This window comes from Streptomyces sp. NPDC059256 (assembly GCF_042753785.1).
In the GTDB taxonomy this organism is placed as follows: Bacteria; Actinomycetota; Actinomycetes; order Streptomycetales; family Streptomycetaceae; genus Streptomyces.
The window spans coordinates 690,867-704,274 of record NZ_JBHYZO010000002.1; the positions used below are offsets into that span (position 1 = coordinate 690,867).

Genomic DNA, 13,408 nt, shown 5'->3' on the forward strand with positions numbered 1-13,408 from the left:
CGGGGCCGGGGTTGCCACCCCGGCCCTGCCATGGGGGAGGATGGCGGCATCCGTACGAAGGGAAATCCACGGTGACCATCGATCCGTCCTCGATTCCGAATTTCGGGGGCCAGCCCCAGCCTCAGGCCGCAGGACCGGCGGGCCCCGTCGTTCCCGACCAGGACCTGGTCAAGCAGCTCCTCGACCAGATGGAGCTGAAGTACGTCGTCGACGACGAGGGAGACCTCGCCGCGCCGTGGGAGGAATTCCGCACGTACTTCATGTTCCGCGGCGAAGACGAGCAGCAGGTCTTCTCGGTGCGGACCTTCTACGACCGGCCGCTGCCGGTGGAGGACCGGGCCCAGATCCTCGATCTGATCGACGACTGGAACCGCCGCACCCTGTGGCCCAAGGTCTACACCCACCTCCACGAGGACGAGGAGGGCGGCGCCACCATCCGGCTCATCGGTGAGGCGCAGATGCTCATCGGCACCGGTGTCAGCCTGGAGCACTTCGTCTCGTCCACCGTCAGTTGGGTGCGCGCGGCGATGGAGTTCGAGAACTGGTTCGCGGAGGCGCTCGGCCTCAAGCCCGAGGACGACAAGCCCTCCGACGACGCCTGAGCCCCCGGGGTTCGTGGCGCTGGCAGCCGAACGCCGTCCGTGTTCGGGCGGTGCGTCGCACCAGGTGCTCAGGTGCGTCCTAGAGCGCGATGGGCGAGAGCGTCAGCAGATACGTTCCATAGGCGAACGACAGCCCGGCCAGGGCGACGGTCACCACGACCGCCGTGCTGGGCCGGGCTTTCGTCAGTGCCCGGGCGGCCGGGATCAGCAGGGGGAACGCCGGCAGCAGGAACCGCGGCTTCGACTCGAAGAACCCCGACCCGCCGACGGTGATCAGTACGAGTACCGCGGTGTAGACGAGCAGCGCCGCCGGCGGTCGCTCCAGGACCAGCAGGGCGAACAGCACCACCGAGACGGCGACGACGAGCAACGCCATCACCAGCGAGAGCAGCGTCGGGCGCAGCACGATGTCGCGCACCACCCGCAGGGCGCCGGCTCCGAAGTCGAACCTTGAGGTCCAGCCGCGCTGTACGGCGAAGTAGCCGCCGAACGGATCGCCGGTGCGCACCCCGACGTACAGCACATAGCCGCACCAGCCGAGGGGTGCGAGTGCCGCCGCTGCCCAGATCCGCCAGCGGGGTGGGCCGTCCGCTGTCGGGGTGCGGTGGGCCCGTACCAGCGCCCAGCCGGCCACGACCAGCACGGCCAGTGCCACCGCCACCGCATTGGGTCGGGACAGTCCTGCGAGTGCGGACAGGGTTCCCGCCCAGAGCCAGCGGTCGGTGAGCACCGCGTACAGCGACCAGGCGGCCAGCGCCGTGAGCACGGGTTCGGTGTACGCCATGGAGAGCACCACCGAGTGCGGGAGCAGTCCCCACAGCACGACCAACGCGGTCGCGGTCCGGCGCCCGTGCAGTCGCTCGCCGATCGCGTAGATGCCCCAGGCCGCGGCGCCCGCGGCGGTCCAGGAGACCAGCAGTCCTGCGCTGCCGCTGGTCACGGGCACGATCGAGGTGATCGCCCGGACGAGCCCGGGATAGAGCGGGAAGAACGCCACATCGCTCTGGACCGCGCCGTCCGGCCAGCGCAGGACGCGGCCGTAGCCGTGTTCCGCGATCAGCATGTACCAGTCGGAGTCCCAGGCGCGGGCCAGGATGCGTCGTGGTTGTCGGTCGATGTGCCACGCCCACAGGGCCATGGTCAGCAGCCCGGTGAGGCGGGCCGCGGCGAACAGACCCAGGGCGGGAGCGGCGCGCAGCAGTGCGGCGCGCAGACGGGGTGTGGGCTCATTGCCCGCGGCGACGGTGAGGCTCCGGGTGGGCTCGGCGGACGTCTCGGCGGACAGGGGGCACCTCCGGGCACGCATACGAGTCGGACAACCCGACCATGATCGGACCGGCCCTCTCCTGCGGGCGCCGACCGGCCGACAGGCCCGTGTTGCCACCCGGTCGGCTGATACTTCGATGGTCGAGGCCCGCCCCGAGGCCCCGGCGTGAGGCACCCGGGGCCGTCCGGCCGAAGGGCTAGCCGGGGGTGCCGCTCGTGTTGTGGATCATCCGTTGGAGGACCTTGACCGTGGTGGCGTAGTCGGCGTCGTCGATTCCCTCGTGGATGCGGGCCCCGATGACCGGGGAGTGCCGCTTGAGGTCCTTGCGGGCCGCTTCTCCCGCCTCGGTGATCCACAGCCGCCCTGTGTCGTCGCGGCTCAGCCAGCCGCGCTCCAGCAGTACGTCCGCTTCTGTCGCCAGGTCGTCCTCGGGCCTGATGTAGGAGCGCATGGCTCCCTGGAGTTCGGGGAGGGTCATGCCGTTGCCGTCGGGCGAGATGTCGTGCTTCGACAGGTTGCGCAGCAGCCAGAACTGGGGCTGGGTGAAGCCGTGTTCGACCTGCCGGGCCCGGATGAACGAGATGAGCGCCTCGTGCGCCAATCCGGTCCAGTAGGCGATGGACTGTGTGGCGGGTTGGGTGTCGGAGAGGGAGGTGGTCATGTGGGCTCCTCGGGAGGTTTTCGCTGATGAGGAGACCGTAGAACCTCAAGAATGGTTGAGGTCAAGGCTGTTCGTGGCGTCGATCGGTTGGTGGGGTTCCGGGTGCGGCGGCGCGGTGCCACAGCGGGGGGAGGTGCCCCACCATCCGGAACTGCCTTAAGCCAGACGCTTCAGCCGGGCCACCGCCTCCTCCAGCACGTCTCGGCGCTTGCAGAAGGCGAACCTGACGAAGGGCGCTCCCTCGGTGCGGTGGTCGTAGAAGACCGCATTGGGAATGGCCACGACCTGGCAGCGCTCGGGGAGCGAGCGGCAGAACGCAAAGCCGTCTTCCTCACCCAGGGGCCGGATGTCGGTGGTGACGAAGTAGGTTCCCGCCGGGCGGTAGACGGTGAAGCCGACGTCTGCGAGGCCGGCGCTGAGCAGATCCCGCTTGGCTCGCAGATCATCGCGCAACTCTCGGAAGTAGCTGTCCGGCAGGTGCAGCGCCTCCGCCACGGCGTACTGGAACGGACCCGCCGACACATACGTCAGGAACTGCTTCGCCGATCGGACCGCCGTCACCAGTTCCGGGGTCCCCGTCAGCCAACCGACCTTCCACCCGGTGAAGGAGAACGTCTTGCCTGCCGAACTGATCGTCACCGTCCGCTCCCGCATCCCCGGCAGACCGGCGAGCGGGATGTGTTCGCCGTCGAAGACCAGGTGCTCGTACACCTCGTCCGTGACCACCAGCAGATCGCGCTCGACGGCGAGTTCGGCGATGGCGGTGAGCTCCTCGCGGGTGAGCACCGTGCCCGTCGGGTTGTGCGGTGTGTTCAACAGGAGGAGCCGGGTGCGGGGGGTGACGGCGTCCCGGAGTTCGTCCAGATCGAGGTGGTACGAGCCGTCCCGCGGGTGCAGTGTCACCGGGACCCGCCGGCCTCCGGCCAGTGCGATGCACGCCGCGTACGAGTCGTAGTACGGCTCCAGCGCGATCACCTCGTCACCCGGCTCCACCAGGGCGAGCAGCGAAGCCGCGATCGCCTCGGTCGCGCCCGCGGTCACCAGCACATCGGTGTCGGGGTCCAGGGCGATGCCGTGGAAGCGTTGCTGGTGCTGCGCGATCGCCTCGCGCAGTTCGGGGACGCCGGGGCCGGGCGGGTACTGGTTGCCCCGGCCGTCGCGCAGGGCGCGCACCGCGGCCTCCCGCACCGATTCGGGGCCGTCGGTGTCGGGGAAGCCCTGGCCGAGGTTGATCGAACCGGTTCGGGCAGCCAGCGCCGACATCTCCGCGAAGATCGTCGTGCCGAACTCCGCCAACCGACGGTTGAGCAGCGGTCGCGCTCCGGGCGCTGATGCATCCATGGTCGCCATCCTCTGCGGAAGCTCTGGAGTTGCTCAAGTCTGCTTTGACGTTCTTGGGCCATGGGGATTGTGACTTCACACAGGAAGCGGCCGGGCCCGGAGCGCGAGCGAAGGGCAGGGGGGTCTGCTTCGGGGGACTCCGGGGATCCCGGAGGTGACGGAGGGTGGAGCGATGACTGCGTTCCTCTTGGTGGTGGCGGGAGCACTGTTCCCAGTTGTCGTGCTGGGGGTGATGGCGATCGTGTTCAGGATGCGGAAGGTCAAGGCCCGTCGGTACCGCGGTGCGTCCGCGGGCAGCAGCAGCAGCGCTGCGGGCGGGAGCAGTTCAGGGGGTTGGTGGGTGAGCGACGGGGGTTGGTCGGGGAGCGGCGGCTCGTCCTGCGGTGGAGGGTCGTCGGGTTCGTCGGGTGGCTCGTCCTGCGGCGGTGGTTCGTCGGGTTCGTCAGGTTCGTCGGGGGGTGGCTCGTCCTGCGGGGGCGGTGGCGGCGGTTGCGGGGGCGGTGGCGGAGGCTGCTGACACGGGGCAGCAGGTTCGCTATCGAGTGACCAGGTCAGCGGACGATCCGCGACCCTCTGGGCGTCTGGCGGAGCACCTCTTCGCCAGGCGCCTCTTTTCCTGGCGATTTCCTAGGATTCTCGCTGTTTCACAGGCTTCCTGGCCATCCCGCACCGATTTCAACGGTTTTTACCGGGGTGCTTTGTTGAACAGTTGAACCGTAAGGCCCCCTAGGGGATGGAAACCACTTCAAGTTGGGTAAAAACACTGTGAGCGACGCGTACTTCGTGATTCCCTCGCTGACGGAACCTGTTGGAACCATCCAGCCCTCGGACCGGTTTTTCTGGCCCCGAGCAGGCGGTCCCCCCACCTTCTTGAACTTCCGCTCAGGGGCGCCCAGGTCCACGTGTCCACCGCCGAAGCGTGTTTGCGGAGCCGACCCATGCTCACGACCCTCAGTACCGCCTATACCGACACCCGTGCCGACGACCTCGCCTGGGCGCTCGGTCGGGAGCCGCTCCCTGCCCTGGCCGTCCTCGACCTGGAACTCTCCGGGGCGAAACTCCAACTCAGACTCCTCGGAGCCTCCCACCAGGTGCTCCTGGAGGAGGAACAGGGCAGCTGTTCGGAGACCGTTGCCTGCATGCCCGGCAGCAGCACACCGCTCCCGTTGGGCGTGGCGAAGAGACTCGGCGACTGGGAGTACGAGTTCGCCGCCCGCGTCGAGACGCTCTCGCGTGGGTCCTTCGCCGGCCGGGCCCAGGAGTTGCTGGCCCTCGTCGCCGACCATCCCAACTCCCTCGCCGGGACCTTCCCCGGCTCCCCTCACGCCTTCACCGCGATGATGGCCCAGCACCGGGAAGGCCAGGTGCGTTGGCGCACCTGGCATGCGTATCCGCAGGAAGGGCGGCTCGTGGTCACTCGTACGCGGGTCGGTGCGGTTCCGCGAGGTTCCCGCGCCGAACGGGTACCGGAGGCCGTGGGGCGGTGAGCCACCGCCGCGGTGCCCGCCAGATGCACACGTGTGGGTGACAAGATGTGCACTTGACGTGACATAGCGTTACTGCATGGTCGACCCGCCCCAGCAGCTGTCACCGCCCCAGGGCTCGGTGCGGCTGCCGGTGCGGCCGTCGGCAGGGCGCAACCTCGTCCTGCTGACCGTCTTCGTGTGCGCCGCCTGTGGGCTCGTCTACGAACTCGAACTGGTCGCCCTCGCCTCCTATCTGATCGGCGACTCCGTCACCCAAGCCTCCGTGGTCCTGTCCTTGATGGTCTTCGCCATGGGCATCGGGTCTCTCCTGGCCAAGAGGCTGCGCTGCCGTGCGGCCGTTGGCTTCGGGGTACTGGAACTGGCCCTCGCCCTGGTCGGTGGCTGTTCCGCACTGGTGCTCTACGCGTCCTTCGCGTGGATCGGCGAGGCCCGTGCCGTGCTCGTGGGCTTCTCGCTCGCCATCGGCGTGCTCATCGGCGCCGAGATCCCCTTGCTGATGTCCCTGATCCAGCGCATCTCCCGACGGGACGCGGAAGGCACCGTGGCCGACCTCTTCGCCGCCGACTACGTGGGCGCCCTCGTCGGCGGGCTCGCCTTCCCCTTCCTGCTGCTGCCCTGGCTCGGCCAGCTCACCGCCGGACTGCTGACCGGAGCGGTCAACGCACTGGCCGGCGGTGCGCTGGTGCTCTGGCTCTTCCGTCGCGAGCTCACCCCCCGCTCCCGCGGTTGGCTGCTCGTCGCCAACCTCGTCGTGCTCTGCCTCCTCGGCACTGCGACCGTTCTCGTCGACGACTTCGAGGAGGCCGCGCGGACCGCGGTCTACGGGGACCGGGTGCGGGTCGCCGTCCACACCGGCGTGCAGGAAGTCGTCCTCACCGGAAGCCGTTCCGCCTCCCTCGAACTCTTCCTGGACGGCCGGCTGCGCGTCAGCGGGCGCGACGAGCACCGCTACCACGAGGGATTGGTCCACCCCGCCGCCTCCGGCCCGCGCGGTCGGGTGCTCATCCTCGGCGGCGGCAACGGCCTCGCCGCCCGCGAGGTGCTGCGCTACCGCGACGTCCGAGCGGTGACCATCGTGGAACTCGACCCCGCCGTCGTGCGTCTCGCCCGCACCGATCCAGCGCTCGCCGAGCTGAACCAGCACGCCTACCGCGACCCCCGGATACGCGTGGTGCACGCGGACCCCTTCGACTGGCTGCGCGCCCCGCACGCCACGTACGACCTGGTGATCGTGGACCTGCCCGACCCCGGCATCACCCAGAGCACCAAGTTCTACTCGCAGGAGTTCTACGGGCTCGCCGCACCGGTGATCGCCCCCGGTGGACGGATCGTCGTCCACGCCGGACCGCTCGTGTCCCGGCCGCGTACGTACTGGACCGTCGAGGCGACCCTGCGGGCCGCCGGATACGGCACCCGCGCCTACCGGGCCACCGGGCGGCGCTCCGGCTTCGCCGCCGGCCCCGACCGGGCCCACGACACCGCGTCGGCCCCCCACGACTGGGGCTTCCTGCTCGCAGCACCCGGACGCACACCGCCCTTGCGGCTCGCACCCGAAGCGCCCCCGCTGCGCTCGCTCACCCCGGACGGACTCCTCGCTGACGCCGGGTACGCGCAACGCACCCGCCTGGCGCGACTCGCCCCCTCGACCCTCGTCCACCCGCGCTACGGGGACTGAAACGCAGACGTGGTGGGCACCCCTGGGTACGCTCGGGCCCATGGACCATGAGGTGTTCGTTCCGGCTGCGGTGGAGACCGTCAGGCAACTGCTGAGGGACCCGGCGCGCATCGCCCGCTGCGTCCACGGGCTCCAACAGGACGCCGCCGGCTCCACGGCGGAACCCGAGGCCGGCGACGGTGTGATCTCCGGCCGGCTCAAAGTGCGGGTCGCCAACCACTCGATCACCTACCGGGGCACCCTGCGCATCACCGAGCGCGGAGGCGACTTCGTGGTGGAGGCGAGCGGCACCGAGGTCCGGGGCACGGGCTCCGCCGCAACGACGCTCACGATCAGCCTGTCCGAGGCCGAAGGGGGGACCGCACTCCACTTCAGCGGCTCCGTCGAGGCCGAGGGCCGGTTGGCGGAGCTACCGGACGATGCGGCGCACCAATCCGCACACCGACTCCTCGACCGCTTCGCCGAACGGCTCGCGGGCCAGGCACCCGGCACAACGGACCGGCAAGCCGCGCAGACGACCGGCACCAAGGACCGGGGGTCCGAGGGGCCGGGTCCGGTGAGTCGTGAGGATGCCGAGCGGTTGGGGATCGTGGGCGACGAGCCAGCCGACGCGAAGGCCAGCGACGCGGAGGCCAGCGACGCGGAGGCCAGCAACGGGGAGGCCAGCAACGCGGAGGCCAGCGACGCGGAGGCCGAGAAGGGGGACCCGAAGGCCGAGGACGCGGCATCGGAGTCCGCTGACTCTGCGGACTCCGATTCCGAGACATCGACTGGGACGTCGGCCGGGGCCGAGGTCGAGTTCGTCGATCTCGAAGGGCTGGCCCTCGAAGAACTCAAGGACTTCACCGCGATTCCCGAAGAGCCCCCAGCCGAAGCCGCCCATGCGCGCCGCACCATGATCGGCCGCAGCGCCGAAGAGGTGGACCACGCCCCGCCACGCGGTCGGTACGCGCCCGTCCCGGCACCCGACGGGAGCGCTTCGGGCCTGCCGCTGCGCTGGATCGCCCCCGCTGCCGCACTGGCCGTCGCATCGGCGGTCGTCGTCAGCAGGGCACTGCGCCGTCGTCGGTAGTCGCGAGTCGTGCCGCGAGCGACACACGGCATATGACGGGTGGTGCGTGACGGCGATCCATCCACCGGGGACGGTCGCCGGGTGCCCCGGCAGCGGCGCCAGTAGGGTCGAAGGGTGAGCAGCGAAGAGAGCGTCCGGCTGGCCGCCGGAGACGTCGAATTGACCGTGCACCCCCACAACGGCTGCCGTATCGCCAGTCTGAGTGTCGGCGGCACCGAACTACTGCGCCAGGGCGACCGGTACGGCTGCTTCCCGATGGTGCCCTGGTGCGGAAGGGTCGCCGAAGGGCGGTTCCGCAACGGCGGGGACGTCCATCAGCTGCCGCTCAACTCCCCGCCGCACGCCATCCACGGCACCGGACGGGACACCGCGTGGCGCACCGCACGCGCGAAGAAGGACCAAGCCGCCTTCACCTATGAACTCGGCTCCCCCTGGCCCTATCCCGGGCGGGTCACCCAGCTCGTCGAGCTGACCGCCGACTCCCTCACCCTCACCTTGGGCGTCGAGGCGTACGAGAGTTCGTTCCCCGCTCAGGTCGGCTGGCACCCGTGGTTCCTGCGCAACCTCGGCGACGGCGGCCTCGACGCCCGACTCGACTTCACGCCCGCCTGGCAGGAGGAGCGCGGCCCCGACCATCTGCCGACCGGCCGCCGCATCGACCCGCTGCCCGGTCCCCGGGACGACTGCTTCGGCATGCCCGACGGCGTATCGGCGACCGTGACGTGGCCGGGACAGCTGGAGTTGGCGGTCACCAGCCGCGCCGAGTGGGTCGTGGTCTACGACGAGCAGCGCGAGGCCGTCTGTGTGGAACCGCAGTCAGGGCCGCCCAACGGGCTGAACACCGCACCGCGCCTCGTCACCCAGATCGACCCACTGGAGCTCTCCACCACCTGGCGCTGGCGTCGGCTGTCGGCCGCTTAAGCTCATGGGCATGACTGACGTACGCGCTGAGCTGCTCCAGCAGATCAAGGACAAGGCCGTGGTGCACGGCCGAGTGACCCTCTCCTCGGGTCTTGAGGCCGACTACTACGTGGACCTTCGTCGGATCACGCTCGATGGCACGGCCGCGCCGCTGGTGGGACAGGTCATGGCCGATCTGACCGCCGAACTGGACTTCGACTGCGTCGGCGGACTCACCCTGGGCGCCGACCCGGTGGCCACGTCGATGCTGCACGCCGGCGCCGCCCGCGGCCGGCACATGGACGCCTTCGTCGTCCGCAAGGCGGCCAAGGCGCACGGCATGCAGCGCAGGGTCGAGGGCCCCGACATCAAGGGCCGACGCTGTCTGGTGGTCGAGGACACCTCGACCACCGGCGGGTCGCCGCTCACCGCAGTGGAGGCCGTCCGGGAGGCAGGCGGCGAGGTGGTGGCCGTCGCGACGATCGTCGACCGGGCGACCGGCGCCGGCGAGAAGATCAGCGAGACGGCGGGCGTGCCCTACCTCTACGCGTACTCCCTCGCGGAACTCGGCCTGGGCTGACGGGTCTGAGTTGACGGGTCTGAGCTGTCAGGGCTGACTGGCGGGACCCCTGAGCAAGCAAGTCCGAACTGCGGGGCTCGGGGTGCGGCTGCCTGGACCTCCTCCGGTCGCATGCCGGGCCGCACCCGACTGCTTCCGCGCCCTACTCGGGCTGTACCGGGGGCTGTATCCGGGCTGCATTCTGGCTGAACGGATGCCGCATCCAACCGCATCCAAGCTGCGTCCCAGCAGAGGGGCCTGATCCAGCCACCCCGGCACATCAGCTGCGGACCGCATCTGAGCTGCGGAAACGCATGGGATCTTGCCCTTTTGGCGGAAACCGCAAGATCGTCTCGATTGGGCTGGCACCCGCTGTGCGGGAGTCCCGTGGGGAGTCTGGAAAGATAGGGGCTGACGATGACGTCGCCCCAAGGTCAGGGCCCATATCGCCAACCCGCACATACAAGGAGCGGACAGATGCCCATCGCAACCCCCGAGGTCTACAACGAGATGCTCGACCGGGCGAAGGCAGGCAAGTTCGCCTACCCGGCCATCAACGTGACCTCCTCCCAGACGCTCCACGCCGCACTGCGCGGCTTCGCGGAGGCCGAGAGCGACGGCATCATCCAGATCTCCACCGGTGGTGCGGAGTTCCTGGGCGGCCAGTACAGCAAGGACATGGTCACCGGAGCGGTCGCGCTCGCGGAGTTCGCGCACATCGTCGCCGCCAAGTACGACGTCACGATCGCGCTCCACACCGACCACTGCCCCAAGGACAAGCTCGACGGCTTCGTCCGTCCGCTGCTCGCCGTCTCCGCCGAGCGCGTCGCCAGGGGTGAGAACCCGCTGTTCCAGTCCCACATGTGGGACGGTTCCGCCGAGACCCTCGCCGACAACCTCGCCATCGGTCAGGAACTGCTCGCGCAGGCCGCCGCCGCCAGGATCATCCTCGAAGTCGAGATCACCCCGACCGGCGGTGAAGAGGACGGCGTCACCCACGAGATCAACGACGAGCTCTACACCACCGTCGACGACGCGCTGCGCACCGCCGAGGCGCTCGGACTGGGCGAGAAGGGCCGCTACCTGCTCGCCGCCTCCTTCGGCAACGTCCACGGCGTCTACAAGCCGGGCAACGTCGTCCTCCGTCCCGAGCTGCTGAAGGACCTCCAGGCGGGCGTCAGCGAGAAGTACGGCAAGGCCCAGGGCAGCCAGCCGTTCGACTTCGTCTTCCACGGCGGCTCCGGCTCCACCGCCGAGGAGATCGCCACCGCGCTGGAGAACGGCGTCGTGAAGATGAACCTCGACACCGACACCCAGTACGCCTTCACGCGTCCGGTCGCCGCGCACATGTTCACCAACTACGACGGTGTGCTGAAGGTCGACGGCGAGGTCGGCAACAAGAAGACGTACGACCCGCGGACCTGGGGCAAGCTCGCGGAGGCAGGCATGGCCACCCGCGTTTCCGAGGCGTGCGTCGCCCTGCGCTCCACCGGTACCCGGCTGAAGTGACCTCGGCCTGACCGTCGCCCCCGGGCGGCCGTCAGACCGAGGGCGATCTGACGAACCCGGTGCTCCCTCGCGGAGACACCGGGTCCGTCATGTCGGGCAGGTACGGCGATCGCGTCCGGGCAGGTACGGGGATCCCGTCCGGGCAGGTACGGCGATCGCGCCCGGGTGGCTCCGCAGAGCGCGTCCGGACGGGTATGCGGGGGCGCGTCCCGACCGGCATCGAGTTCAGCGGCCCCGGCATCTACCCCGACCTGTACGCCGCAGCGCCCAGCCTCGGGTCCCAGGCGCTCCCGGTAGTCGCCCGCGCTCCCCGCTGCGATGATCCGCGTATGGATGACCGTCCGGGAGACATCAGGCTGTCCACCCCCAAGGGCCGATGGGTGATCCTCACGACCGTTCTGGGCTCCAGCATGGCCCTGCTGGACTCGACCGTCGTCAATGTGGCGCTCCCGCGCATCGGCGAGGACTTGAACGCGGACATGGCGGTCCTCCAATGGACCATCAACGCCTACATGCTCGCGCTCGCCGGGCTCATCCTGCTCGGTGGCGCCCTCGGCGACCGCTACGGGCGCCGACGGGTGTTCGTCATCGGAGTGGTCTGGTTCGCCCTGGGGTCACTGCTGTGCGGAGTCGCCCAGAGCGGCGAGATGCTGGTGCTGTCGCGGGCCCTCCAGGGCATCGGCGGTGCGCTGCTCACCCCCGGGTCCCTCGCCCTGATCCAGGCGACCTTTCACCCGGATGACCGCTCGCGTGCCGTGGGGTTGTGGTCGGGGCTCGGCGGTGTCGGTGCGGCGATCGGGCCGTTCGTCGGCGGCTGGCTCGTGGACGGACCCGGCTGGCGATGGGTGTTCCTGATCAATGTGCCGCTGGCGGCGATCTGTGTACCCGTCGCCCTGCGGCACGTGCCCGAATCCCGTGACCCGGCGGCGCACGACACCCACTTCGATGTGTTGGGAGCGGTGCTCGGCGCGTTGGCGTTGGGCCTGGTGACGTACGGGCTCATCGCACCGCAGTGGGTGGCGGGGCTCGCCGGAGTGATCGTCGCCGTGGTGTTCATCGCGGTGGAGCGAAGGCGACCCGATCCGATGCTGCCCCTGTCGATCTTCCAGTCGCGGCTGTTCACGTCGGTCAACGTGGTGACGCTCTGCGTGTACGCCGGGTTCGGCGGCTTCTTCTTCCTGGTGGCGCTCCAGTTGCAGGTGGTGGTCGGGTACTCGGCACTCGGCGCCGGGCTTGCACTGCTGCCGACGACGGTCCTGATGCTGTTGTTCTCGGCGAAGTCGGGTGCGCTCGCCGAACGCATCGGGCCGCGGATCCCACTGACGGTGGGCCCGCTGCTGTGCGCCGCGGGAATGCTGCTCATGCTGAGGGTCGGGCAGGGCGCCTCGTACCTCGTCGACGTACTGCCCGCACTGGTTGTGATGGGCCTGGGCATGGTGACCCTGGTCGCCCCGCTGACCGCGACCGTCCTCTCGTCGGTGGACACCGCCCGGGCGGGGATCGCCAGCGGTGTCAACAACGCAGCGGCCCGGGCCGCCGGTCTGCTGGCGGTGGCGGCGCTGCCCCTGCTCGCGGGCATGGGACCGGAGGCGTACCGCTCGGCGGATGAGTTCGGGGAGACGTTCAACAAGGCGATGCCGATGTGCGCGGGGGTGCTGGTGCTCGGGGCGCTCATCGCCGTGGTGATGGTCAGACGGCCCGCGCCGACCCCGGACGGTACCGAGGTGCGCCCGGAATGCCGGGTGAACTGCGGCGTGGGCGCACCCCCGCTGGAGCCCCGGGCCGCTGAGGCGCCCCCGGGCTCTTGAGCGCCCTGGCGGTCCGGTCCCTGGTGCCATCGGACCGGTCGTCCCCCCGTTCCGGTGATCGGGGTGGGGGCCGCGGTGGACTGCGGCGCCGCCTGGGACACTGGGGGCATGGGCATCCATGAAAATCTCCTCGGGGGCCCGCCCCCGACCCACCTCCCCGACGACCCCGAGCCGCGCGAGTTGCTCGCCTCCGGCACCTCCCCGGCCGAGGTGGCCGCGAAGTACCCGACCTCGTCCCTGGCCTGGGCGCGGCTCGCCGACGACGCGTTCGAGCGCGGCAGCGTCGTCGAGTCCTACGCCTACGCCCGTACGGGCTATCACCGCGGTTTGGATTCACTGCGCCGCAGCGGTTGGAAGGGACACGGTCCGGTGCCGTGGGAGCACGAGCCGAACCGCGGTTTCCTGCGGGCCCTGCACGCCCTGGCCAGGGCGGCCGGAACGATCGGTGAGCAGGAGGAGTACGAGCGCTGCTCCACCTTCCTGCGCGACTCCTCGCAGACCGCCGCCGACACCCTCGGCTGAGCCCC

At 70.1% G+C, this 13,408-nt stretch carries 12 protein-coding genes; 9 read left to right on the forward strand and 3 right to left on the reverse strand.

All coding sequences use genetic code 11. From position 1 onward, the window contains the following. Nucleotides 1-71: 71 nt before the first annotated feature. Nucleotides 72-602: a YbjN domain-containing protein gene (locus ACFXJL_RS07495; RefSeq protein ID WP_358876710.1), complete on the forward strand. Its 531-nt coding sequence runs from the start codon at nucleotides 72-74 to the stop codon at nucleotides 600-602. Between the two features lie 79 nt (nucleotides 603-681). On the opposite strand, the gene ACFXJL_RS07500 is transcribed toward ACFXJL_RS07495, so the two are convergent. From ACFXJL_RS07500 to ACFXJL_RS07510, 3 genes are all read right to left on the reverse strand, one after another. Continuing rightward, complete coding sequence (locus ACFXJL_RS07500) at nucleotides 682-1,908, reverse strand: glycosyltransferase family 39 protein (protein WP_384690127.1); 1,227 nt, start codon at nucleotides 1,906-1,908, stop codon at nucleotides 682-684. Between the two features lie 157 nt (nucleotides 1,909-2,065). After that, nucleotides 2,066-2,530: a MarR family winged helix-turn-helix transcriptional regulator gene (locus tag ACFXJL_RS07505; protein ID WP_384690130.1), complete on the reverse strand. Its 465-nt coding sequence runs from the start codon at nucleotides 2,528-2,530 to the stop codon at nucleotides 2,066-2,068. Between the two features lie 156 nt (nucleotides 2,531-2,686). After that, nucleotides 2,687-3,880, reverse strand: coding sequence for a pyridoxal phosphate-dependent aminotransferase (locus ACFXJL_RS07510; RefSeq protein ID WP_358876704.1), 1,194 nt, complete (start codon nucleotides 3,878-3,880; stop codon nucleotides 2,687-2,689). Between the two features lie 929 nt (nucleotides 3,881-4,809). On the opposite strand from ACFXJL_RS07510, the gene ACFXJL_RS07515 reads away from it, so the two are divergent. From ACFXJL_RS07515 to ACFXJL_RS07550, 8 genes are all read left to right on the forward strand, one after another. Next, complete coding sequence (locus ACFXJL_RS07515; RefSeq protein ID WP_329021586.1) at nucleotides 4,810-5,358, forward strand: DUF2617 family protein; 549 nt, start codon at nucleotides 4,810-4,812, stop codon at nucleotides 5,356-5,358. Between the two features lie 76 nt (nucleotides 5,359-5,434). After that, the gene (locus tag ACFXJL_RS07520) at nucleotides 5,435-7,033 is read left to right on the forward strand and encodes a polyamine aminopropyltransferase (protein ID WP_384690133.1); all 1,599 of its coding nucleotides are present in this window, start codon (nucleotides 5,435-5,437) and stop codon (nucleotides 7,031-7,033) included. Between the two features lie 40 nt (nucleotides 7,034-7,073). Next, nucleotides 7,074-8,105 carry an SRPBCC domain-containing protein gene (locus ACFXJL_RS07525; RefSeq protein ID WP_384690136.1) on the forward strand — a complete coding sequence of 344 codons (1,032 nt, stop codon included), beginning with the start codon at nucleotides 7,074-7,076 and terminating at the stop codon, nucleotides 8,103-8,105. A 114-nt stretch (nucleotides 8,106-8,219) separates the two neighbouring features. Continuing rightward, nucleotides 8,220-9,026: an aldose 1-epimerase gene (locus ACFXJL_RS07530; protein ID WP_384690139.1), complete on the forward strand. Its 807-nt coding sequence runs from the start codon at nucleotides 8,220-8,222 to the stop codon at nucleotides 9,024-9,026. 10 nt (nucleotides 9,027-9,036) lie between these two features. After that, nucleotides 9,037-9,585, forward strand: a complete 549-nt coding sequence (gene pyrE / locus ACFXJL_RS07535) for an orotate phosphoribosyltransferase (protein WP_358876700.1) — start codon at nucleotides 9,037-9,039, stop codon at nucleotides 9,583-9,585. Between the two features lie 456 nt (nucleotides 9,586-10,041). Further along, nucleotides 10,042-11,073 (forward strand): class II fructose-bisphosphate aldolase, encoded by a 1,032-nt coding sequence (gene fbaA, locus ACFXJL_RS07540; protein WP_358876699.1) that lies wholly within the window; start codon nucleotides 10,042-10,044, stop codon nucleotides 11,071-11,073. A gap of 329 nt (nucleotides 11,074-11,402) precedes the next feature. Further along, nucleotides 11,403-12,881: an MFS transporter gene (locus ACFXJL_RS07545; protein ID WP_384690142.1), complete on the forward strand. Its 1,479-nt coding sequence runs from the start codon at nucleotides 11,403-11,405 to the stop codon at nucleotides 12,879-12,881. A gap of 108 nt (nucleotides 12,882-12,989) precedes the next feature. Then, complete coding sequence (locus ACFXJL_RS07550; RefSeq protein WP_329021593.1) at nucleotides 12,990-13,403, forward strand: DUF3151 domain-containing protein; 414 nt, start codon at nucleotides 12,990-12,992, stop codon at nucleotides 13,401-13,403. The last annotated feature ends 5 nt before the right edge of the window (nucleotides 13,404-13,408 follow it).

Coding starts and splice junctions, on each gene's coding strand:
- fbaA (WP_358876699.1), top strand. CDS start 10,042: ATGCCCATCGCAACCCCCGAGGTCTACAACGAGATGCTCGACCGGGCG.
- ACFXJL_RS07515 (WP_329021586.1), top strand. CDS start 4,810: ATGCTCACGACCCTCAGTACCGCCTATACCGACACCCGTGCCGACGAC.
- ACFXJL_RS07500 (WP_384690127.1), bottom strand. CDS start 1,908: ATGCGTGCCCGGAGGTGCCCCCTGTCCGCCGAGACGTCCGCCGAGCCC.
- ACFXJL_RS07525 (WP_384690136.1), top strand. CDS start 7,074: ATGGACCATGAGGTGTTCGTTCCGGCTGCGGTGGAGACCGTCAGGCAA.
- ACFXJL_RS07505 (WP_384690130.1), bottom strand. CDS start 2,530: ATGACCACCTCCCTCTCCGACACCCAACCCGCCACACAGTCCATCGCC.
- ACFXJL_RS07550 (WP_329021593.1), top strand. CDS start 12,990: ATGGGCATCCATGAAAATCTCCTCGGGGGCCCGCCCCCGACCCACCTC.
- pyrE (WP_358876700.1), top strand. CDS start 9,037: ATGACTGACGTACGCGCTGAGCTGCTCCAGCAGATCAAGGACAAGGCC.
- ACFXJL_RS07520 (WP_384690133.1), top strand. CDS start 5,435: ATGGTCGACCCGCCCCAGCAGCTGTCACCGCCCCAGGGCTCGGTGCGG.
- ACFXJL_RS07510 (WP_358876704.1), bottom strand. CDS start 3,880: ATGGCGACCATGGATGCATCAGCGCCCGGAGCGCGACCGCTGCTCAAC.
- ACFXJL_RS07545 (WP_384690142.1), top strand. CDS start 11,403: ATGGATGACCGTCCGGGAGACATCAGGCTGTCCACCCCCAAGGGCCGA.